General features: G+C 72.7%; 19 protein-coding genes. 13 read left to right on the top strand and 6 right to left on the bottom strand.

The genetic code is table 11. From position 1 onward, the window contains the following. The first annotated feature begins 8 nt into the window (after positions 1 to 8). A complete protein-coding gene (locus tag IH45_RS0114215) occupies positions 9 to 1,220 on the top strand; it encodes an FAD-dependent oxidoreductase (RefSeq protein WP_030666826.1) in 1,212 nt (403 codons plus the stop codon). Between the two features lie 16 nt (positions 1,221 to 1,236). Here the strand turns inward: IH45_RS0114215 and IH45_RS0114210 are convergent, their stop codons facing one another. Both IH45_RS0114210 and IH45_RS0114205 read right to left on the bottom strand, forming a co-directional pair. Beyond that, positions 1,237 to 1,854 carry a TetR/AcrR family transcriptional regulator gene (locus IH45_RS0114210; protein ID WP_030666825.1) on the bottom strand — a complete coding sequence of 206 codons (618 nt, stop codon included), beginning with the start codon at positions 1,852 to 1,854 and terminating at the stop codon, positions 1,237 to 1,239. A 62-nt stretch (positions 1,855 to 1,916) separates the two neighbouring features. Continuing rightward, positions 1,917 to 2,315 carry a hypothetical protein gene (locus tag IH45_RS0114205; RefSeq protein ID WP_050514827.1) on the bottom strand — a complete coding sequence of 133 codons (399 nt, stop codon included), beginning with the start codon at positions 2,313 to 2,315 and terminating at the stop codon, positions 1,917 to 1,919. Between the two features lie 240 nt (positions 2,316 to 2,555). Between IH45_RS0114205 and IH45_RS0114200 the strand changes: the two genes are divergently transcribed. Further along, the gene (locus IH45_RS0114200) at positions 2,556 to 3,956 is read left to right on the top strand and encodes a hypothetical protein (RefSeq protein ID WP_030666823.1); all 1,401 of its coding nucleotides are present in this window, start codon (positions 2,556 to 2,558) and stop codon (positions 3,954 to 3,956) included. Between the two features lie 50 nt (positions 3,957 to 4,006). Here the strand turns inward: IH45_RS0114200 and IH45_RS0114195 are convergent, their stop codons facing one another. Beyond that, positions 4,007 to 4,513, bottom strand: coding sequence for a cell wall hydrolase (locus IH45_RS0114195; RefSeq protein WP_050514826.1), 507 nt, complete (start codon positions 4,511 to 4,513; stop codon positions 4,007 to 4,009). A gap of 112 nt (positions 4,514 to 4,625) precedes the next feature. Between IH45_RS0114195 and IH45_RS0114190 the strand changes: the two genes are divergently transcribed. From IH45_RS0114190 to IH45_RS0114170, 5 genes are all read left to right on the top strand, one after another. After that, complete coding sequence (locus tag IH45_RS0114190; protein ID WP_030666820.1) at positions 4,626 to 6,224, top strand: ABC transporter substrate-binding protein; 1,599 nt, start codon at positions 4,626 to 4,628, stop codon at positions 6,222 to 6,224. A gap of 29 nt (positions 6,225 to 6,253) precedes the next feature. After that, positions 6,254 to 7,219 (top strand): ABC transporter permease, encoded by a 966-nt coding sequence (locus IH45_RS0114185; RefSeq protein ID WP_030666818.1) that lies wholly within the window; start codon positions 6,254 to 6,256, stop codon positions 7,217 to 7,219. Positions 7,220 to 7,319: 100 nt separating this feature from the next. Next, positions 7,320 to 8,201, top strand: a complete 882-nt coding sequence (locus tag IH45_RS0114180) for an ABC transporter permease (protein WP_030666816.1) — start codon at positions 7,320 to 7,322, stop codon at positions 8,199 to 8,201. 77 nt (positions 8,202 to 8,278) lie between these two features. Further along, a complete protein-coding gene (locus IH45_RS0114175) occupies positions 8,279 to 9,280 on the top strand; it encodes an ABC transporter ATP-binding protein (RefSeq protein ID WP_078897536.1) in 1,002 nt (333 codons plus the stop codon). Continuing rightward, a complete protein-coding gene (locus tag IH45_RS0114170) occupies positions 9,273 to 9,929 on the top strand; it encodes an ABC transporter ATP-binding protein (RefSeq protein ID WP_030666813.1) in 657 nt (218 codons plus the stop codon). The genes IH45_RS0114175 and IH45_RS0114170 overlap by 8 nt, the downstream gene beginning before the upstream one ends. A 210-nt stretch (positions 9,930 to 10,139) precedes the next feature. Here IH45_RS0114170 and IH45_RS1000000146480 read toward each other — a convergent pair whose 3' ends face one another. Then, positions 10,140 to 10,991 carry a hypothetical protein gene (locus IH45_RS1000000146480; protein ID WP_234440540.1) on the bottom strand — a complete coding sequence of 284 codons (852 nt, stop codon included), beginning with the start codon at positions 10,989 to 10,991 and terminating at the stop codon, positions 10,140 to 10,142. Between the two features lie 474 nt (positions 10,992 to 11,465). On the opposite strand from IH45_RS1000000146480, the gene IH45_RS0114165 reads away from it, so the two are divergent. After that, positions 11,466 to 11,816, top strand: coding sequence for a VOC family protein (locus IH45_RS0114165; protein ID WP_030666811.1), 351 nt, complete (start codon positions 11,466 to 11,468; stop codon positions 11,814 to 11,816). 40 nt (positions 11,817 to 11,856) lie between these two features. Here IH45_RS0114165 and IH45_RS0114160 read toward each other — a convergent pair whose 3' ends face one another. After that, positions 11,857 to 13,410 (bottom strand): acyl-CoA synthetase, encoded by a 1,554-nt coding sequence (locus tag IH45_RS0114160; protein WP_030666809.1) that lies wholly within the window; start codon positions 13,408 to 13,410, stop codon positions 11,857 to 11,859. Positions 13,411 to 13,573: 163 nt separating this feature from the next. Between IH45_RS0114160 and IH45_RS0114155 the strand changes: the two genes are divergently transcribed. The 4 genes from IH45_RS0114155 to IH45_RS0114140 all read left to right on the top strand — a co-directional run bounded on the left by IH45_RS0114155 (position 13,574) and on the right by IH45_RS0114140 (position 18,095). Continuing rightward, entirely contained in the window at positions 13,574 to 14,833 is a 1,260-nt protein-coding gene (locus tag IH45_RS0114155) for a cytochrome P450 (RefSeq protein ID WP_158813079.1), read from the top strand. Beyond that, complete coding sequence (locus tag IH45_RS0114150; RefSeq protein WP_030666805.1) at positions 14,833 to 15,897, top strand: beta-ketoacyl-[acyl-carrier-protein] synthase family protein; 1,065 nt, start codon at positions 14,833 to 14,835, stop codon at positions 15,895 to 15,897. Before IH45_RS0114155 ends, IH45_RS0114150 begins: the two co-directional genes overlap by 1 nt. Before the next feature lie 59 nt (positions 15,898 to 15,956). Further along, positions 15,957 to 16,508, top strand: a complete 552-nt coding sequence (locus IH45_RS1000000148710) for a beta-ketoacyl-[acyl-carrier-protein] synthase family protein (protein ID WP_050514825.1) — start codon at positions 15,957 to 15,959, stop codon at positions 16,506 to 16,508. A gap of 99 nt (positions 16,509 to 16,607) precedes the next feature. Further along, entirely contained in the window at positions 16,608 to 18,095 is a 1,488-nt protein-coding gene (locus tag IH45_RS0114140; RefSeq protein WP_030666801.1) for an aromatic amino acid ammonia-lyase, read from the top strand. Positions 18,096 to 18,104: 9 nt separating this feature from the next. On the opposite strand, the gene IH45_RS0114135 is transcribed toward IH45_RS0114140, so the two are convergent. Beyond that, positions 18,105 to 18,884, bottom strand: a complete 780-nt coding sequence (locus tag IH45_RS0114135; RefSeq protein ID WP_030666799.1) for a DeoR/GlpR family DNA-binding transcription regulator — start codon at positions 18,882 to 18,884, stop codon at positions 18,105 to 18,107. A 300-nt stretch (positions 18,885 to 19,184) separates the two neighbouring features. Between IH45_RS0114135 and IH45_RS0114130 the strand changes: the two genes are divergently transcribed. Next, entirely contained in the window at positions 19,185 to 20,516 is a 1,332-nt protein-coding gene (locus IH45_RS0114130; RefSeq protein ID WP_030666797.1) for an MFS transporter, read from the top strand. Positions 20,517 to 20,522: the final 6 nt, after the last annotated feature.

Below are 20,522 nucleotides of genomic sequence, written 5' to 3'. Positions count from 1 at the left end.
GGTACGGCATGGAACGCACGACATGCTGCGTGGTGGGCGGGGGGCCGGCCGGGATGATGCTCGGGCTGCTGCTGGCCCGCGCCGGGGTGCGGGTGACCGTCCTGGAGAAGCACGCGGACTTCCTGCGCGACTTCCGCGGCGACACGGTGCACCCCTCGACCCTGCGCCTGCTGGACGAACTCGGCCTCGGCGAACGCTTCGCGCGCCTGCCCGCCCACCGGCTCGAAGAGGTACGGATGCACCTCGGCGACCGGACCGTGGTGGCGGCCGATCTCCGCCGGCTGCCCGGCCGCCACAAGTACATCGCCATGGTCCCGCAGTGGGACTTCCTCGATCTCCTGGCGAGCGCCGCCGCCACGGAGCCCGTCTTCACCCTGCGCATGCGCGCCGCCTGTACGGGCCTGCGTACCGAAGGCGGACGGGTGACCGGGGTGCGCTACCGGGACGAGCACGGCACCGATCACGAACTGGCCGCCGATCTCACCGTGGCCTGCGACGGCCGCGACTCCCTGGTGCGCGAACTGGCCGGACTGCGGCAGCGCACCTTCGACGTGCCGATGGACGTGTGGAACGTACGCGTCCCCGCGCCGGGGGACGGCCGGGTCTCCATGCGGGTGGGCGGCGGGCAGTTCGCGGTCACCATGGACCGGGGCGACTACTGCCAGACCTCCTACCTGATCAAGAAGGGCACGGACGCCGCCCTGCGCGCCCACGGCATCGAATGGTTCCGCGACCGGCTCGGCGCCCTCTTCGGCTGGGGACCCGAAGTGACGGACGCGATCGGCTCCTGGGACGACGTCAAGCTGCTCGACGTGACGATGGGCCGGCTGCGCCGCTGGTACCGGCCCGGCCTGCTCTGTCTCGGTGACGCCGCCCACACCATGTCGCCGACCGGCGGCGTCGGCGTCAACCTCGCGGTGCAGGACGCCGTCGCGGCGGCCCGCCTCCTCGCCGGACCGCTGCGCCGCGGCACGGTCGGCGTACGCGACCTGGCCCGGGTGCAGCGGCGGCGGCAGCTGCCCGCCGCCGTGGTGCAGAAGAGCCAGATCGCCGAACACGAGTCGCTGCTGCGCCCCGCCCTGGACGGCACCCTCGACCCGGACCGCCTGCCGGTGCCGCTCCGCCTCCTCCAACAGCTGCCGCCCCTGCGGACCGTGACGGGGTACCTAGGCGGGATCGGCATCCGGCCCGAGCGCGCGCCGGCCTTCGCGCGGGGCTGACGGAACCGGCCCGCCTTTACGGGGCGCGCCGCGTGATCGCGTCCAGGGTGAACGTCTCCAGCTCGTCGGCCGCCGCGTCGAGGTCGTACTCGGGGTGGGCCAGCCAGTGCGAGACGACGCCGTCGATCGCGCCGCCGATCGCGAGCGCCACCGTACGGGTGTCGAACTCCCGCAGCTCGCCCGCCTGCTGACCGGCCGTCAGCAAGGCGGCCAGCTCCTGCCAGCGGTTGTTCGTGTCGTGCTGACCGGGCGTCTTGAGCTTGCTGCCGCCCTCGTCGTCGAGGAGCATCTCGGTGATGACGCGCACGTGGCGGCGGTTGGCCTGCTGATAGCCGATCATCGCGCGGACGTAGGCGACGACGGCGGCCCGCGGCCCGGCCGCGCCGTCCACCCGCTCCCGTACGTACGCGGTGAACTCCGCCAGCACGTGCGCCAGGGCGGCCCGGGTGAGGTTGTCCTTGGAGGAGAAGTGGTACAGCACGGCGGCCTTGGAGATGCCCGCCCGCTCGGCGATCGCGGCGAGCGAGGTCGCCGGGTAACCCCGGGTGGAGATCAGGTCGATGGTGCAGTCCACGAGCTGCCGGCGGCGCGCCTGCTCCGTGAAGGTCGGGGTACCGTCCGCCCGCGGGGCCATCGCGTCGCCACCCTTGCCTTTCCTCGCACACCGGTCGGCCTCCGACCGTACACGGGCGGCGGCTAGCCGATGAGGCCGAGGGGCCCGCTGACGTCGCTCTCCGCGCCGTCCTGGGTGGTCACCTCGACCGTGTAGGAGGTGCCCGGCGGCACCACGGGGAGGGTGGCCAGCGCCTCGCCCGCCCGCTTGCTGCCCGCCTTCGGCGCGACCAGCGACAGCCGGTCGTGCCCGCCGGACGGCGTGCGGGCGCTCAGCCAGACGTCCACCTCCTTCCCGGTGGTGTTCGTCCACTGCACGAGGAGGCTGCCCGCCACCTTCGCGCTGGAGCCCGCGGCCGGCGTCCGCAGCTTCAGGGGCGGGTCGGCGGCGGACGGGGCGGCAGCCGGCCCGACCGCGAGGGCGGCCGCCGCGGTGGTGGTGGCGGCCGAGACGGCTATCGCCCTGGTTCTGGCGGTACGCATGATGACCTCCGTGACGTCGGGGGCGGTCGGAGCGGAGCCTGCCCGCGCGGCGAGATCATCACCGGGTCCGGCGCGACGGCCACCGCACCGGCGGCCCCAAAAAGGACAGGGAGCCGCGACCGCGGGACACTGTGTCCGCGACTGTGTCCGCGCGGCGGTGCCGTGTCGGTGGGCCCGCCGCACTGTGCCCGTTATGTATCCGTTATGTGTCGAAAGTGTGGTTCGGGTAGCGTCGTACCCATGAAGATCGCAACCCGGCGCTCCCCGGTCTCCCGAGCGGTGCTCCTCCCGCGCTCGCAGGCCGGCCCGGCGCTCTTCCTGGCGGCCGTCCTCCTGGCGATGCTCACGGCCGTGGCTCCCGGCGCGCGGGCCGCCGGCGGGCTGGACGAGGCCGCGGCGGCCCTGAAGAAGGGGCCGGTGTACGTGGATCCGCGGGCCTCCGCCGAACTGTCGGCCGCCGACGCGGGGGCCCTGGCCAAGAAGATCAAGGACTCCGGGAAGCCGGTCTTCGTCGCGGTGCTGCCCAAGGCCGCCGAGTACCAGCCCAGCACGCTCCTGAAGGACCTGCGGACCAAGACCGGCATCAGCGGCGTCTACGCCGTCGAGCTGGGCGACCGGTTCAACGCCGCCGCCGACGGGCGGGTGATGTCGCGCAACTCCGTACGCAACCTCGTCGGCGCGACCCAGCGCTCCGACTACGCCAGCACCAAGGAACGTCTGGACAGCTTCGTGGACACCGCGACCCAGCAGGCGTCCGGCCACGAGCCCGCCTCCTGGGGTGGTGACAGCGGCGACGGTGTCAGCACCGGCGCGCTCGTCGGTCTGGGCGCGCTGGTGGTCGTCGGTGGCGGCGGCGCCTTCGCGCTGCACCGCCGCAGCAAGAAGAAGCGCGCCGAGGAGGAGCGGGCCGCGCTGGAGCAGTTGCGCGTGGTGGTGGACGAGGACATCACGGCTTTCGGCGAGGAGCTGGACCGCCTCGACTTCCAGCCGGGCGAGCCCGGCGCCGACGACGCGATGCGCGCCGACTACACGCACGCGCTGGACGCGTACGAGAGCGCCAAGTCGGCGATGGCCCGCGCCGAACGCCCCGGCGATGTCGAGCAGGTGACCAAGGCCCTGGAGGACGGCCGGTTCGCGCTGGCCACCCTGGCCGCGCGGCGCACGGGCAAGCCGCTGCCCGAACGCCGGGTGCCGTGCTTCTTCGACCCGCGGCACGGCCCGTCCGTCGCGGACGCGGAGTGGGCGCCGGACGGCGCGGCGCCCCGCACGGTCCCGGTGTGCGCCGCCGACCAGGCGCGCCTGGCGGACGGGCAGGAGCCGATGGCCCGCACGGTGCAGACCGAATACGGGCAGCGTCCTTACTGGGACGCCGGACCGGCCTACGGCCCCTGGGCGGGCGGCTACTTCGGCGGCGGCATGCTGCCGGGCCTCCTCATGGGCACCATGCTCGGCAGCGTCCTGATGGGCCCGTCCGCCTACGCCTCCGACTTCGGCGGCGGCCAGCAGGGCGCGGAAGGCGGCGACGTCTCCGGCTCGGACTTCAACCCGGACGACTTCTCCGGCGGCTTCGGTGGCGGCGACTTCGGCGGCGGTGGCGGATTCGGCGACAGCGGGGGAGGGTTCGGCGGCGGGGACTGGTGACGGTGCCTTTGGCTGCGGGAGGCTGGTGACGGTGCCGGGAAAGTCCCCGGCTACCGGCTGACGCCGGCCTCCCGTACCCGCTTCGCGCCCAGGAACCGCGCGTACCGGGCCCGCTCCGCGAAGTCCGCGTACGACCACACGGCGGGCCGCCCGGCCTCCTTGCACAGGTGCAGCACCTGGCCGGGCCCCAGGTGCACGCCGACGTGCGCCCCGTACCCGTCGGGCCGCCCCGGCACCTCACCCGCGTCGAAGAGCACCAGGTCCAGCGGGCGCGGCGGCGCGGCCCGCTCGGTCGCCCCGGTGTCCGCCCACAGCTCGGCGGACCGCAGCGGCGGCACCGTACGCCCGAAATGGCGCAGCACCGCGTACGCGTAGAGCTGGCAGTTCGCCCCGGCCGTCACGTCGTACGGGTGGCGGCCCGGCAGCGGGGCCGCACCGGGGTGCCGGGCTCCGGCGTACGGAACGTCCCGGAGGGCGGCGGGCAGGCGCGACAAGGGGTCGGAGGGCGGGCCTGGCAAGGCGTCGGCGGGCAGGCCCGATGAGTGGTCGGAGGGCATCCGCCCATGATGGCGGGCGGGCGCCGGGCAGGGAGGTGGGGCCTCCGTTTCTTACATGCTGTTTAATTGCCTGCGCTTTGCAACAACAGACGATCTTCAGCAGGGAGTGGGCATGACGGCCCGGTCGATACGGTCAGCGGCCGCCGCCGCACTGGCGGGAACCATGGCGTTCGGGGCGGCGGCCTGTTCCACGCCGTCCGACGGCACGGGCGGCGCGGGCGGCGCCCAGGACTCCGCCGTGGTCGGCATCGCCTACGAGCCGGAGTCGTTGAGTCCGCTGCTGGGCTACGGCAAGGACGGCAACTCCAAGATCTTCGACGGGCTGCTCACCCACGACGCGGACATGAAGCTCCGGCCCGCGCTGGCCGCGAAGCTGCCCGAGGTCTCCGACGACGGCAAGACCTACACGTACACCCTGCGCGACGGCGTCACCTTCAGCGACGGCAAGCCCTTCACCGCCGACGACGTGGTCTTCACCTACGAGACCATCCTCGACGAGAAGACCAACAACGCCTCCAAGGCCGAACTGGACGCCCTGGAGAAGGTCGAGAAGAAGGACGCCCGCACCGTCGTCTTCCACCTCAAGTACCCCTACGCGCCGTTCGCCGAGCGCACCGTCCTGCCGATCGCCCCGCAGCACATCGCGGGCAAGCAGGACGTGAACACCGGGTCCTTCACCACGCACCCGGTCGGCACCGGACCGTACATCCTCACCAAGTGGTCCAAGGGCGAGAAGCTCTCCTTCAAGGCCAACCCGCACTACTGGGGCGGTGCGCCCAAGGTGAAGAACTTCACCATGGCGATCATCAAGGACGACGACGTGCGCGCCACCCGGCTGCGCTCCGGCGACCTCGACGGCGCCATCCTGCCGCCCAACCTCGCCGCCACCTTCAAGTCCGCCAAGGGCATGGAGAGCCTGTCGGCCAAGACGTTCGACTACCGCAACGTCACCCTGCCGACCGCCAACGAGGTCACCGGGGACAAGGCGGTCCGTCAGGCCCTGGACATCGCCGTGGACCGCAAGGCCATGGTGGACGGCATCCTCGACGGCGCCGGCAAGCCCGCCTACGGGCCCGTACCGACCGACAGCCCCTGGTTCGCCAAGGGCACCGAGCGCACCCACGACCTGAAGAAGGCCGAGCAGATCCTCGAAGACGCCGGCTGGAAGAAGGGCGAGGGCGGCATCCGCGAGAAGGACGGGAAGCCGGCCTCCTTCAAGCTCTGGTACCTCGCCGGCGACAAGCTCCGCCAGGAGCACGCGCTCGCCTTCGCCTCCGACGCCAAGAAGGCCGGCATCGAGGTCAAGGTGGAGTCCGGCCCGTGGGAGGCCATCCGGCCGAACATGAAGACCGACGCGGTCCTCGCGGGCGGCGGCAGCCCCGCCGACCCGGACTTCGACCAGTACCTGTTGCTGCACTCCTCGCTGGCCGGCGACGGCTTCAACAACATGTCGCGCTACGACAACCCCAAGGTCGACAAGGCGCTGGTGGACGCCCGCCGCACCGACGACAAGGCCGCGCGCAAGGCCGGGTACGAGACCGTCCAGCGTGAACTCGTCGAGGACCCGGCGTACATCTTCCTCACCCACATCGACCACCTGTACGTGGTCAAGGACCGCTGGAAGGACCTCACCACCCAGGTCGAGCCGCACGACCACGGCCTGGCCTCCGGCCCCTGGTGGAACGTAGAGGACTGGCAGCCCGCCACGTGAGCCGCCTCGCACAGCTGCCCTGGGGGCCGATGGCGCGGATGACGGGACGGCGGGCGCTGCTCGCCGTGCCGGTCCTCCTCGCCGTCACCCTCGGCGTGTTCGCCGTCGCCGCCGCCGCGCCCTTCGACCCCGTCAAGGCGTACGCGGGCACCGCGGGCCTGACCGCCTCCCAGGAGAACCTGGACCAGATCCGGCACAACCTCGGTGTCGACCAGCCGCTGCTCGGCCGCTGGTGGCACTGGCTGACCGGCGCGCTCACCGGCGACCTGGGCGACTCCGCGACGCTGCGCGCGCCCGTCTCGCAGGTGATCGGCGAGCGCATCGGCTGGTCGGTGCTGCTGTGCGCCCTGGCCTTCGTCCTCGCGATCATCGTGGGCACGCTGCTGGGCGTGCTGGCCGCCCGGCGGCGCGGCTCACTGCTCGACCGCGCCGTCACCTCCGCCGCGTACACCCTGGAGGCCGCCCCGCCGTTCTGGCTCGGGCTGCTGGCCGTCTGGCTGTTCGCGCTCAAGCTGGGCGTGCTGCCGGCGGGCGGGCTGACCGACACCGGCAGCGAGGTCGCCACGGCCGGACAGATCGCGCGCCACGTCGTCCTCCCGGCGCTGGTGCTCGCCGTCTCACAGCTCCCGTGGTTCGTGCTCTACGTACGGCAGGGGGTTGGCGACGCGCTGGAGGAGGACCCGGTACGGGGCGCGCGGGCCCGCGGCCTGAGCGAACGCACCGTTCTGCTCCAGCACGCGCTGCGCTCCGGCCTGCTCCCGGTTCTCACCCTGATCGGCTCCCGCGTACCGGAGCTGATCACCGGCGCGCTGCTGGTGGAGACCGTCTTCAGCTGGCCGGGCATCGCCGCGGCCACCGTCCAGGCGGCGACGAGCGTGGACTTCCCGCTGCTGGCGGCGCTCACGGTGCTCGCCACGGCCGCCGTGCTGGTCGGCAACCTGCTCTCCGACCTGCTGTACGGACTCGCGGATCCGAGGGTGGGCTTCGATGGCTGATCCGTTGGCTGAGACGGCGCAGAGGACGCGGGAGACGGCGGAGACGTCCCGGAAGGCGGTCGAGACGCCCCGGAAGGCGGCCGAGACGGCCCGGAAGGCGATGGAGACGCCCGGTGCCGCCCACTGGCATCAGCGTGCCGCACGGCGCGGCGGGCGCGGCACCCGTACCCTGCGCGTACGCACCTCCGCAGTCCTGGTGGCAGCCATCGTCCTGGCCGTCGTCGCCGTGCCCCTCCTGTTCCCGCTGGACGGACAGGCCGTCGACCTCGCCGCCAAACTCCGGGCGCCCTCCCCCGCCCACCCCTTCGGCACCGACGAGGTCGGCCGCGACCTGCTGCTCCGCTGCGTCTACGGCCTGCGCGTCTCGCTGCTCGTCGGCGTGGTCGCGGCACTCGCCGCCACCGTCATCGGCACCGCGGTCGGCGCGCTGGCCGGGGCGCTCGGCGGCTGGGCGGACCGCGGCGTGATGCGCGTCGTGGACCTCTTCTCCTCCGTGCCGCACCTGCTGCTCGGCATCTTCATCGTGGCCATGTTCCGGCCCGGCGTCTGGCCGGTGATCATTTCGGTGGCACTGACCCACTGGCTCTCCACGGCCCGCATCGTGCGGGCCGAGGTCCTTTCCCTCCGCTCCCGCCCGTACATCGACGCGGCCGTCTCCGGCGGTGCCTCACGGTGGCGGGTGACCGTACGCCACCTGCTGCCCGGCGTCCTGCCGCAGGCCGGGCTCGCCGCCGTCCTGATGGTGCCGCACGCCATCTGGCACGAGTCCGCGCTCTCCTTCCTGGGGCTCGGACTGCCCGCCCACGAGGCGAGCCTCGGCAACATGGTCAACAGTGCGCGCAGTTCGCTGCTCGCGGGCGACTGGTGGCCGACCCTCTTCCCGGGCCTGTTCATCATCGTCCCCACGCTCGCCATCGCGGGCCTGGCCGGTGTCTGGCGCGAACGCATCAACCCGCGCCGCCGATCGGAGCTGATGCTGTGACCCCGCCGCCCACCCTGCCGCCCACCTCCTCTTCGTCCCCCGTCCTGTCCGTCCGCGACCTGTCGGTACGCTTCCGGATGCGCGGCGGGCGGCACGTCGCCGCCGTCACCGATGCCTCCTTCGACCTCACGCCCGGTCACTGCCTGGCCCTCGTCGGCGAGAGCGGCTGCGGCAAGTCCGTCCTGGCCTCCGCCCTGCTCGGGCTCCTCCCGGGCAACGCGGAGACCGCCGGCGCCGCGTACCTGGACGGCGTGGAGCTGCTCACCGCCTCCGAACGCGAGCTGTCCCGCTCGGTACGCGGCCGCCGCATCGGCCTGGTGCCGCAGAGCCCGGCCGCCCACCTCACCCCCGTACGCACCGTACGGGCCCAGCTCGAAGAGACCGTCCGGGAACTGACCCGCACCCCCAAGCACGCCCTGCGGGCCGCCGCGGAGCAGGCCGCGGCGCGCGCCGCCTTCCCCGCCGGGCACCTCGACCGCCACCCGCACGAACTCTCCGGCGGTCTCGCACAGCGCGCCGCGACCGCCCTCGCACTGGTCGGCGACGCCCCGCTGCTCCTCGCCGACGAGCCGACGACCGGCCTCGACCGCGACCTCGTGGACCGTACGGTCGACGAGCTGCGCCGCCACATCGACGCGCCCGGGGACGACCTGGAGGGCAAGGAGGACGGCACCGGCCGGGCGCTCCTCATGATCACCCACGATCTGGCGGCGGCCGAGCGGATCGCCGACCGGGTGGCCGTCATGTACGCCGGCCGGATCGTCGAACTCGCCGACGCGGCGGACTTCTTCGGCGCCCCCGGCCCCCGCCACCCGTACGCGCGCGGCCTGCTCGACGCCCTCCCGGACCGCGCCTTCACCCCCATCCCCGGCATGCCGCCCGAGCTGGGCGCCCTCCCGCCGGGCTGCGCCTTCGCCGCCCGCTGCGACCGGAGTACGGACGTGTGCACGGCCACCGTGCCCGCGCTCACCGACGGCACCGCTTGCCACCACCCGCTCCGGACACCGGACCCGTCGCAGACACCGGACCCGCCGGCGACACCGGCGGCCGCCGCGCCCGGGGGAGCAGCCCGTGCTTGAACTCCGCTCCATCACCGCGGGCTACGACCGCGACCACCCCGTGGTCCGCGACGTGTCGCTGCGCATCGCGCCCGGCGAGGCCGTCGGCCTGCTCGGCCCCAGCGGCTGCGGCAAGTCGACGCTGGCCCGGGTGGCGGCGCTCCTGCACCGCCCGGACGCCGGCACCGTCATCCTCGACGGCGAGCCCGCGACCGGCTACCGGCACCGCGCCTCACGCGCCCAGCGCACCGCGTACGGCGTCGTCTTCCAGCAGCCCCGCCTGTCCGCCGACCCCCGCCTGCGCCTCGCCGACCTGATCACCGAACCCCTGCGCGCCACCGGCCGCCGCGCCGAGGCCCCCGCCCGCCTCGCCGAACTGGCCCCCACCGTCGGCCTCTCCGCCGACCTGCTGACCCGCCGCCCCCACGAGGTCAGCGACGGCCAGCTCCAACGCGCCTGCCTGGCCCGCGCCCTGATCCTCCGCCCCCGCTGGCTCATCTGCGACGAAATGACCGCCATGCTCGACGCGTCGACCACGGCAGCCCTGGTGACGGCCGTCGAGGACTACCGCCGCGAGTCGGGCGCCGGACTGCTGGCGGTGGGACATGACCGGGTGCTGCTGGAGCGGTGGTGCGGGCGGACGGTGGGGTGGGCCGAAATGGCCAGTTGAAGAGTTTCCGGCAGCGTTCCCAAAAGCGACGTGGTTGTCACCTCGTTTCCTATTGCTCTCCCGCTGGGATGAACGATGCTGTGTTGTGCGCAGCACCTTCCGTGATAATCGCCGGCCGAACGGCTGGCAGTAGCGCAGGTGCGCATGCATGTGCGGTGGTGTTCGCACTGAACGCGCGGCCGTGCGGGACGGTTGGTGACGCGCCCGCCCTTACATGAGACGTCCCTCATCGTTGGCTTCCGACGCCCCGGCCAGAGTGACAAGGGGCAAGGCTTCACCGGCATTTCTGCGCAGGAGCTTGATGGACCGGCCTTCGGCCCATGCGTTCCATGCCTTCAGGTAGTAAGCAAGATGCTCGCGAGAGTCGTCACGCTTTCGCGAGGACCTTCCTTGGCGGAGTGCAAACATTGTGTTTCGGAGTACCAGTCGTGGGTCATTGCGCTTGAGGTTTGCACCTGTCGCTAGCCCCTCATACCAATCATCCTGATTGATGTCAGGACGATCGGTCGAAGTCACGTGCCAGCCTACAGCGGCAGCTGTGATGGATAGTCGAACCTCTCGATTGAGTGAGAACCCCTTCTCCAATGCGCTGCGGATACCCGGGTTCTCGTTGAGAAGATTGCGTAGCTGATCGTGGCTGAGGCTGGCTGAGGGACCAAGCCAGCCCGCCTTGGGGGCACGTCGGTACAAGAACAGTCCGCGTAGTGCTGCGGCAAGTTGCTGAGCTCGCTTCTCTCCTTCCAGATGCAGCAAATCCCGTGCGGTTCTCCGCTTGCCGGTGTCCATTACGGAAAAGGTGGCGGGATCTACGCCACGAGCAACCATGATTTCAGCTGACTTTCTTGCCTGGACGATGGCGGCGAGGCGGTGTTGGCCGTCCAGTAGTCGGCCTTCAGTGGTGAATGCGATCCCTTGGTGGTGGACGCGCCACTCATTGCGTTCCAACGCGCGGGCCAAAGATGCGACGTGTCCGGTGCTGAGTTGCCTGTTGCCTCGATTGTTTTCGCTGAGCCACTTCTGTGCTCGTTCGGGGGTGACAGTCTCAATCTTCGCCTTGATCACGAAGAACCGCCTTCTGTGTGTGGGTCGCCTGAGCTGGGCAGGCGACTCTTCGGTTCTAAGGAGTGAAACACGATGTCGTTGGCGTCCCGGTGGACATGTTGGCCAACCTCCAAGCGTGTAGCCGGAAGAAGCGATTCCGCGCAAGTAGGTGCTTCACTCGTACGGGGGTTAGGAGGGTGGTGCTACAGGCCAGACCAAGCGACGATTCGCTTGCGCCGAGTCGTGGATATTCCGGAATCGCGCAGGTGAGTTTTCTGCAGATCGGAAACTTATATGGAGATCCGTCGTAGATGGCATGTCCGCACTCGGAGGCGCGGTGCCCTCTACCGCCGTCGTGCCCGGCATGTGCCACCGTTGTCAGTGGCTGCTGCGATAGTTGGTGTTGCCGTCCGGATGACTGCTCCACCGCCGGGGCCCGGGCTGCCGCGTGCCGTGCCGCACGCGCTCTATGCCGCGTCCGAAGGGGAGCCGCCGATGTCCATCCGCAGAGTCGTGCCCGACATCCACACGCAGGACCTGGGGGAAAGCCGCGAGTTCTACGGTCTGCTCGGGTTCGAGGAGGTGATGAATCTCGGGTGGGTGATGACGATGGCGTCGCCGGAGAATCCCACGGCGCAGGTCATCCTCATGACCGAGGACCGTGGCGCGCCGGACACCCCGCCGGACATGAGTGTCGAGGTGGAGGACGTGGACGCCGTGTATGCCGCGGTGGTGGCCGCCGGGGCGCCGATCGTGCGGGAGTTGCGCGACGAGGAGTGGGGGGTGCGGCGGTTCTTCGTGCGGGATCCGAACGGGAAGGTGGTGAATGTGGTGAGTCATCGCTGAGGGGGCGTCGCTGAGGGGCCATCGCCGAGGGGTTTCCGTGCTACGCCGAGCCGTAGCGTGCGCGGATCTGCCGGCGTACGGGCTTGCCCGTGCCGGTGCGGGGAAGGTCCGGCGCGAGCACGGCGGAGCGGGGGATCTTGTACGCGGCCAGCCGGCCGGTGAGGGAGGCGAGGACCGCTTCCGCGTCGAGGGTCACGCCCGGTGCCGCCACCAGGACCGCGCGGCCGACCTCGCCCCATTCCGCGTCGGGCACGGGGATCACGGCGCAGTCGGCGACGTCCGGGTGGGCCAGCAGCGCGTGCTCGACCTCGGCCGGGTAGACGTTCTCGCCGCCTGAGATGATCACCTCTTTGAGGCGGTCCACGACGGTCAGCCCGCCGTGCGCGTCGACGCGTGCGGCGTCGCCGGTGCGGAGCCAGCCGTCGGTGAGCGCGGCCTCGGTCTCCCGGGGCCGGTTCCAGTAGCCGGTCATGACGTTCGGGCCGCGTACGAGGAGTTCGCCGGTCCGGCCGGTGGCGGTGGCGGTGTCCGTCGCGGTGGTGTCCGCCGGGCCGGGGGCCGCGACGCGCACGTCGGTGAAGAAGTGCGGCACGCCCGAGTGCGCCGGCCGGGCATCGGCGTGTGCCGGTCCGGTGCCGGCGGGCCGGTGCTGCGTCAGCAGGACGCCGGGGGCCGCCTCCGTCAGGCCGTACCCCTGACGGAGTGTCAGTCCCCGCTGTTCGTACGCGGCGGTCAGGGCTTGGGGTACGGGCGCACCGCCGCAGACCAGAGTGCGCAGGGACGACAGGTCGGCATGCGGCCATCGCGGGTGGGCGGCGATCCGCCGGAACATGGTGGGGACGCCGAACAGGGACGTGACGCGGTACCGCTCGACCGCTTCGAGCGCCGCGCCCGCGTCGAAGGTCTCCATCAGGACGCACGTACCGCCCTTCAGCAGCACCGGCAGGGCCTGCATGCCCAGCGCTGCGGCGTGGTAGAGCGGCGCCGCGACCAGGGCGACCTCGTCGGCCGTCAGGTCCTCGTCGATCAGGACGTTGACGGCGTTCCACGTGAGGTTGGCGTGGGTGAGCACGGCGCCCTTGGGCCGTCCGGTGGTGCCGGAGGTGTAGAGGATGAGGCAGGGGTCGTCGGCCGCGACGGTCGCGGCTCGTTCGTCCCGCGCGGCTTTGTTCCGTACGGCTGCGTCGTCCGCGTCCATCACTGCTGCGTCCATGGCCGATGCGCCCGCCTCCGCCATGCCCGCAACGTCCGTGCTTTCGGACCGGTTTCCGGACCGGAGCAGCACCCGGGCCCCGCAGTCCGCCAGCTGCCAGGCCAGTTCCGGTGGGGCGAGCCGTACGTTGAACGGGACGAAGACCGCGCCCACCAGGCCCGCGGCGAACAGGGACGCCAGGAAGGCGGGCCGGTTGGGGCCGAGGAAGGCCACCCGGTCGCCCTGGCGCACACCGTGGTCCCGCAGGGCGCGGGCGATGCGGGCGGTCCGGTCGTCCAGGTCGGCGTAAGTGACCGTCGCGCCGTCGTGGACGAGTGCCGTGCGGTGCGGGGTGCGCCGGGCACGCCGTGCGGCCCAGCTGCCGATGCCCTCGTCGTACATATGCCGCTTCCGCTCCGTGTACATGTGCCGTTTCCGCTCCGTCCGCCTCGGGTGCCGATGGGGCGCTTCACCCGTGCGGGTGAGGTGCGTAGTGATGAGATGTCACTGATGGTAATTTAATAGTGACGCTACGTGTCCGACTTCGACGAGTGGGGAGGCTGCGGTGACCGCAGGGCCCGGTACGGCACTTCTGATGGACGCGCGGGTCCGCCACAGCCCCGAGGCCGAGCGCATCGACACCCGTGGCGAGCCCCCGGTGTGGCGCGCGGAGCTGCCCGACGGCTCCACCGCCTGGGTCGCGTCCGGGTACGACGCGGCACGCCAGGTGCTGACGGACACCGGGTTCGCGAAACCGGCCGTCCGGGGCGGCGAGCGCTGGACGGACTATCTGGCCTTCACCGACAAGGAGGTCACCGACAGCATCGTCCGCAGCATGCTCAACAACGACGGCGAGCTTCATCGGCAGCTGCGCGAGCTGGGCGCGTCGGCGTTCACGCCCGAGCGGGTGCGGGCCACCGCCGACCGCGCGGAAGCGCTCGCCGAGAGCCTGCTCGACGAGATCGCCGGACGGGGCCGCGCCGACCTCGTCCACGATTTCGCCCACCCCTTCGCCGTCCGGGCCATCACCGAACACCTCGGCTATCCGCCGGAATTCGTCCGGCGCGCCCTGGAACTGCGGCGCTGGGGCCCGTCCCCGCTGTTCGATCCCCCCGGCTCCCCGGACCGCGTGCGGTACGCCGCCGACCGTACGGCCATGAGCGAGCTGCTGCACGACCTCGTGGCCCACCGGCGGGACGGACCCGGGCCGGACGCCGTCAGCGGGATGATCGCGCACGCCGACGCCACCGGCCTGGACGAAGGGCAGCTGACCTCCACCCTCTTCCTGCTGCTCGTCTCCGCCTACGAACCGGTCGCCGACTTCCTCACATCGAGCCTGTACGCGCTCTGGCACCGCCCCGACCTCCTCGCCGACCCCGCCCGGGTCGCCGACGGCCTCGGCGAACTGCTGCGCTACACCTCCCCGCTGGCCGCCACCATGCCGCGCTTCGCCACCCGGCCGATGGAGCTGTACGGCGCCGAGCTGGCGCCGGGGGACGCGGTGATCGTGCACATCGCCCTCGCCAACCGCGACCCGCGCCGCTTCACCGCCCCCAACCACCTCGACCTCGACCGGGCCCCCGGCCAGGACCTGGTCTTCGCGCACGGCCCGCATTTCTGCCTCGGCAGTCAGTTCGCGGTCGGGCTGTGCCGTACGGCCCTCGGTGCCGTGCTGCACCGTCTGCCCGGACTCGCCGCCGCCCGGCCGCTCGACACCCTGCCCTGGCAGCGCGGCTCCACGGGCGGCATCACCCATCTGCACGTCACCGCGGGCCTGACGGAGCTGCCCGTCACCTTCCAGCCACGGCACGCGGTGGTCTCCTGATGGCGCGCGTCACCGGCCTGTCGGTCCTCACCGCGTACGGCCGCGGCCCGGACGCGCTCTGGAAGGGCCTGACCTCCGCCACCCCCGCCACCACCCCGGTCACCCGCTTCGACACCGCACGGCACCGCGCCCACGACGCCGCCACCGTCCCCGGCACCCCCGACCTGTTCACGGAGCTGACCCACCTCATCGGCGAGGCCTGCGACCAGGCGGAGCTGACCGCGGCCGACCGGGCCGCCACCCCCCTCGTCCTCGCCCTGCACGCCGGCCCCGACACGGCGGCCCTGGCCGTCGAGGCGGCGGGCGCCTGCGGCCTGCGCGAGGCGCTCACCGTCCACACCGCCGCCTGCGCGGCCTCCAACACCGCCGTCGCCGAGGCGTCCCACCTCATCGCGACCACCGCCGAGCGGCGCGCCGTCGTGGCCGGCGCCAGTTTCGTCGACGCGAGCATGTTCGCCGCCTTCGACAGCGCCGGCATCCTCGCCCCCGGCGGCGTCTGCCGCCCCTTCAGCGCGGGCCGCGACGGCCCGGTGCTCGGCGACGGCGCCGCCGCCGTGGTCCTCGAACGCACCGGCACCGCACCGCCGTGGGCCGTCGTCCGCGGCTGGGGCAACGCCGCCGAGGCCCACCACGTCTGCCGCCCGCACCCCGAGGGCCGGGGCCCCGCCGCGGCCGTGGCCACCGCGCTGCGCCGCGCGAAGCTCACCGGCGACCGGATCGGGTACGTGAACGCCCACGCCACCGCCACCCCCGCCTTCGACGCGGGCGAGGCCGCCGCCATCGTCAGCGCGCTGGCCCCGCACGGCGTACGGACCCCGGTCAGCTCCACCAAGGCCCTGCACGGGCACTGCCTGGAAGCCTCCGGCCTGGTCGAACTGGCCGTCTGCGCGCTCGCCTTCCGCCACGGCGAGCTGCCCGTCAACGCCAACCACCTCGGCCCGGACGAGGACTGCCCCCTCGACCTCGTACTCGACCCGGGCCGCGCCCCGCGCTCCCGCTACGCCCTCAGCCTCAACAGCGGGTTCGGAGGCGTCTGCACGGCCCTCCTCCTGGCGATGCCGTGACCGAAGTCCACCCGTGCCGCACGACGTCATGCGTGCGGGCAGAGCCCCATGAGGACGCCATGGAACTGACCGTCGAGACCCGCGCCCAGTGGCCGCCCCCGGACGACCCGGCGGCCCGCCTGCCGGAGGTGCCGCGCTTCGACACCTCCGCCTTCGCGCCGCTGCTGGTGGCCGTCGGGGAACGCTGCCTCACCGACCGGTACGGCACGCCCCCGCTGCCCCCGGACATCGGCCCGCGTACCGCGCTCGTCCTCGCGGCCACCCGCGGCGACACGGTCACCCAGACCGCCATCGACGACGCGGTGGCCGAACGGCGCCAGGTGCCCAAACCACTGCTGTTCCAGAACGTGCCCTCCACGGCGCTCGGCCATCTCAGCGCGGTATGGGGCCTGACCGGCCCGCTCGTCGCCACGCTCGCCATCGGCGGCCCGCTCGCCGCGGCCCGTGGCACGGCGGCCCGCCTCCTCGCGACGGGCGACGCCGACCAGGTCCTGGCCATCGCCGCCGATCCGGGCGACGGCCCGGGAGCACCCGGTACGGCCTGGGCCCACCTGTTCACGACCGGCAGCCTCCGAACCCCGCGCACAGCCGACGGTCCCGTCCGCCCTTAGCGGACCGCTACCGGCGCCGCACACCGGCCGTACCCCCGTCAGCCACCGCAGCCGCACCGTCCCCGGCGGCCCGCACCGAACCCTCTCCCAAGGAAGACGATGCCCACGACTCTCCGGCCCCCCACCGCCGAGCTGAAGTTCCCCTCGCTCCTCACCCCCGAGGCGCTCGAAACCGCCGCCGGGCCCGTCACCGTACGGCTCGACGACGACTCCCGTAAGGCCGTCGCGCGCTGCCACGACTACCTGCACATCTGCATCGACAAGGGCCGCGAGATCTACGGCACCACCACCGGCTTCGGGCCCCTCGTCGTCTTCGCGGGCCAGGACGAGGGCACGGACCAGTGCGAGAACGTGCTCAGCCACCTCGAAGTCGGGCAGGGCCCGGACCTGGACCCGCCGGTGGCCCGCGCCACGCTGCTCACCCGCCTGTGGAGCCTGGCCCGGGGTCACTCCGGTGTGGCCCCCACCGCCGTGGACGCCCTGGTGGACATGCTCGGCACGTCCTTCGCGCCGGTCATGCCCGAGTACGGCTCGGTCGGCGCCAGCGGCGACCTTGCCCCGCTGGCCCACGCCATCCGGTCCCTCCAGGGGCGCGGCGACGCCTACCTCGGCGCCATGCGCATGCCCGCCGCCGAGGCCCTCGCCGCGGCCGGGCTGCGGCCGCTGGAGCTGTCCGGGCGGGACGCCCTCGGTCTGGTCAACGGCACCTCCGTCACCGCCGCGGGCGCCGGTCTCGCGCTCGCCGCGCTGCACCGCTCGGTCGCCGCCGGGACGGCGCTGACCGCCCTGCTCGCCGGTGTCCTGGGCTGCCGCCCCGACTTCACCGCCCCCGAGATCTTCGAGGCGCTGGGCCATGACGACACCGCCCACCGCGCCGCCGACCTGCGCCACCGGCTCACCGGACACCGGCCCAGCGGCACCCGCGCCCTCCAGGAGCCGTACACCCTGCGCTGCGCGCCGCACATCCTCGGGGCGGCGGAGACCAGCCTGCGCCACGCCCGCCAGGTCGTCACCGACGACCTCAACGGCATCAGCGACAACCCGCTCTTCTTCCCCGAGCGCGATGTCGTCGCCCACGGCGGCAACTTCTTCGGCCAGCAGGTCGCCTTCGCCGCCGACCTGATGTCCATCACCGCCGCCCAGCTGGCCAATCTCGCCGAACGCCAGCTGGACCTGCTGATCGACACCCGGCGCAACGGCGGCCTGAATCCCATGCTCGCCGAGGACCCCGGCCGCGACCACGGCGTCCAGGGCGTCCAGCTCGCCGCGACCTCCCTCGTCGTCGCGATGCGCCGCGCCGCCACGCCCGCCGCCATGCAGAGCGTCCCCACCAACTGGCACAACCAGGACATCGTCCCGTTCGGCATCCAGGCCGCGTTCACCGCGCTCCGGCAGGCCCGCACGCTGCGCCTGCTGCACGGCTCGCTCGCCGTCGCCCTGTACCAGGCCGTGCGCGTCGGCGCCCGGCGCCCCACCGCCGACGCCTGTGTCCGCCTCCTGGACGCCCTCGAACCGACCGTGGCCCGGGACCGGCCGTGGGCGGTGTCCGTACGGGAGGCCGCCGACGTGCTCGACCGCGCCTGCTGACCGCCTGTTTCAGGGCCGCGGCACCACCATCACCTCGGTGCCCCGCGCCCGTACGGCCCGCACCTCCGCCGCCGGCAGCCCGTCGTCCACCACCAGCAGGTCGAAGTCGGTCAGCGGCGCCAGCGCGTACAGCCCGCCCTTGGTGAACTTGGTGTGGTCGGCGACCAGCACCCGCCGCCCGGCGCTCTCCATCATCGCCCGCTTGACCTGCACGGTCTCCGGCGAGGTGTGGTAGCAGCGGCCGTTGGTGACGGCGGTGGTGGACAGGAACAGCACATCGGCGCGGAACTCCCGTACCGCGTCCGCCGTGTGCGGGCCCATGAACGCGTCGTACGCCGGGAAGTAGGCGCCGCCCAGCGTGATCAGGGAGATCCCGGGCTCCTTGGCGAGGGTGGTGACGGCGGGCAGCGAGTTGGTGATGACGGTCAGCGGCGTGTGCTCGGCGAACCGGTGCGCCAGCAGGAGACAGGTGGTGCTGTCGTCGAGCAGGACGGTCTGGCCGGGCACCAGCAGCGTCGCCGCTGCGCGCGCGAGGGCCTGTTTGACCGGCGCCATGACCGCCATCCGGTCGGCCACGCTCCCGTGGAACTGCGCCGACGGCAGCCCCGTGGCACCGCCGCGCACCTTGCGCAGCCAGCCCTGCGCCTGAAGGGCGTCCAGATCGCGGTGGGCCGTCATCAGGCTGATCCCGAACTCCTCGGCGAGGTCGGAGGTGCGCACGAAACCGCGGGCGATGACCGCCTCGCGCAGGCGCCGCCGCCGCTCCTCCTGGGCTTCGAGCCGGTCCATGGTGCCCCTTCCGGTGCCGTACGGGTGCGGGTGGCGGGCGGCGCGCACCCGTACGCCGTGTGAATTCGCCGCGTTATGTTCGCACGGATTTAACGTGGCGCGCGCGCCGGACGCGGCCCCCACCGGGACTTCCCGTACGACGCAACACGGCAGGCCACCGGCCCGATGCGAAGATTTCCGGCCACCATTGACCATGGTTTCGGCCGGACTGTTGCATCGGCTGCGTCCGCTCCGCAGGCCTCCTGCCACCGCCTGCCACCGAGGAAGCAGCCTCCTGCCGCCGCAGAAAGGGGAGATTCGATGACGAACCCTCTCCCGCGTTCACCGATCACACGGGCGAGCACACCGGGGATCTCCCGGGCGATCACCCGCCTGGGCATCCCGCCGACCCTCGCCTGGGGCTACCTGGGCCTGCTCCTGTTCATGATCGGAGACGGGGTCGAGTCCGGCTACCTCTCGCCGTACCTGATCGACCGGGGCATTCCCGAGCCCCGGGTGGCGCTGCTGTTCACCGTCTACGGCATCGCGGCCGGCGTGGCCGCCTGGCTCTCCGGCGTGCTGTCCGAGCTGTGGGGCCCGCGCCGCGTCATGTGGGCGGGCCTCGCCATCTGGGCCGTCTTCCAGGCCGTCTTCCTCGCCGCGGCCGTCCCGCTGGGGAGCTACCCGCTGATGATGCTGGGCTACGGCCTGCGCGGCCTGGGATATCCGCTGTTCGCGTACGGGTTCCTCGTCTGGATCGCCGGGGTCGCGCCGCGGGCCCGGCTCGGCACCGCCATGGGCTGGTTCTGGTTCGCCTTCACCGGCGGCCTGCCGACCCTCGGCTCGCTGGTCGCCAGCGGCCTCATCCCGCACATCGGCGCGTACGCCACGCTGTGGGCCGCCCTCGTCCTGGTCGCCGCCGGCGGCCTGATCGCTTTGCTGCTGGTCCGCGACGACCGCGGCGGCAAGCGGCCCCGCGCCGGGGGCGACGGCCCGCTGGCCACCCTGACCGGCAGCGTCACCATCCTGTGGCGCAACCCCCGGGTCGGCACCGGCGCCCTCGTGCGGACCATCAACACGGCCTCGCAGTTCGGCTTCTTCGTCATCATGCCGGTGCACTTCACCCGCACCGTCGGCTTCAGCCTCACCCAGTGGCTGCACCTGCTCAGCGCCATGTTCGCCACCAACATCGTCGCCAACCTGCTGTGCGGCCTGATCGGCGACCGGATCGGCTGGCGCCGCACCATCGCCTGGTTCGGCGGCGCCGGCTGCACGGTCAGCACACTGCTGCTGTTCTACGTACCGCAGGCGGCGGGCGCGAACTTCCCCCTCGCCCTGGTGGTGGCCGCCTTCTACGGCGCTACGCTGGCAGGGTACGTCCCGATATCGGCCCTGATGCCCTCCCTGGAGCCCCGGCACAAGGGCCAGGCGCTGGCGGCGCTCAACCTGGGCGCGGGCGCCAGCACCTTCGTCGGACCGGCCGTCGTCGCGGCCTTCGCCGGGCCGCTCGGCGTCGAAGGGGTGGTCTGGATCTTCGCGGGGATGTACGCGGTCAGTACCGCGCTCACCGTCTTCCTGAAGCTGCCGGACGAGCCGGGCACGGCACCGGCGCGCACCGCCGCCACCGCGCCGTCCGCCTCGGCAGCGGCGTGAAAGGAC

The organism is Streptomyces rimosus subsp. rimosus (genome assembly GCF_000720725.1).
Classification (GTDB): Bacteria; Actinomycetota; Actinomycetes; order Streptomycetales; family Streptomycetaceae; genus Streptomyces; species Streptomyces rimosus_A.
Note: the sequence above shows the minus strand (reverse complement) of the source record. Positions and strands in the feature narration are given on the sequence as shown.

What these genes read in the sequence shown, in the direction of transcription:
- IH45_RS0114215 (WP_030666826.1), top strand. Translation starts at nt 9, where the DNA reads ATGGAACGCACGACATGCTGCGTGGTGGGCGGGGGGCCGGCCGGGATG.
- IH45_RS0114210 (WP_030666825.1), bottom strand. Translation starts at nt 1,854, where the DNA reads ATGGCCCCGCGGGCGGACGGTACCCCGACCTTCACGGAGCAGGCGCGC.
- IH45_RS0114205 (WP_050514827.1), bottom strand. Translation starts at nt 2,315, where the DNA reads ATGCGTACCGCCAGAACCAGGGCGATAGCCGTCTCGGCCGCCACCACC.
- IH45_RS0114200 (WP_030666823.1), top strand. Translation starts at nt 2,556, where the DNA reads ATGAAGATCGCAACCCGGCGCTCCCCGGTCTCCCGAGCGGTGCTCCTC.
- IH45_RS0114195 (WP_050514826.1), bottom strand. Translation starts at nt 4,513, where the DNA reads ATGCCCTCCGACCACTCATCGGGCCTGCCCGCCGACGCCTTGCCAGGC.
- IH45_RS0114190 (WP_030666820.1), top strand. Translation starts at nt 4,626, where the DNA reads ATGACGGCCCGGTCGATACGGTCAGCGGCCGCCGCCGCACTGGCGGGA.
- IH45_RS0114185 (WP_030666818.1), top strand. Translation starts at nt 6,254, where the DNA reads ATGGCGCGGATGACGGGACGGCGGGCGCTGCTCGCCGTGCCGGTCCTC.
- IH45_RS0114180 (WP_030666816.1), top strand. Translation starts at nt 7,320, where the DNA reads ATGGAGACGCCCGGTGCCGCCCACTGGCATCAGCGTGCCGCACGGCGC.
- IH45_RS0114175 (WP_078897536.1), top strand. Translation starts at nt 8,279, where the DNA reads ATGCGCGGCGGGCGGCACGTCGCCGCCGTCACCGATGCCTCCTTCGAC.
- IH45_RS0114165 (WP_030666811.1), top strand. Translation starts at nt 11,466, where the DNA reads ATGTCCATCCGCAGAGTCGTGCCCGACATCCACACGCAGGACCTGGGG.
- IH45_RS0114160 (WP_030666809.1), bottom strand. Translation starts at nt 13,410, where the DNA reads ATGTACGACGAGGGCATCGGCAGCTGGGCCGCACGGCGTGCCCGGCGC.
- IH45_RS0114150 (WP_030666805.1), top strand. Translation starts at nt 14,833, where the DNA reads ATGGCGCGCGTCACCGGCCTGTCGGTCCTCACCGCGTACGGCCGCGGC.
- IH45_RS1000000148710 (WP_050514825.1), top strand. Translation starts at nt 15,957, where the DNA reads ATGGAACTGACCGTCGAGACCCGCGCCCAGTGGCCGCCCCCGGACGAC.
- IH45_RS0114140 (WP_030666801.1), top strand. Translation starts at nt 16,608, where the DNA reads ATGCCCACGACTCTCCGGCCCCCCACCGCCGAGCTGAAGTTCCCCTCG.
- IH45_RS0114135 (WP_030666799.1), bottom strand. Translation starts at nt 18,884, where the DNA reads ATGGACCGGCTCGAAGCCCAGGAGGAGCGGCGGCGGCGCCTGCGCGAG.
- IH45_RS0114130 (WP_030666797.1), top strand. Translation starts at nt 19,185, where the DNA reads ATGACGAACCCTCTCCCGCGTTCACCGATCACACGGGCGAGCACACCG.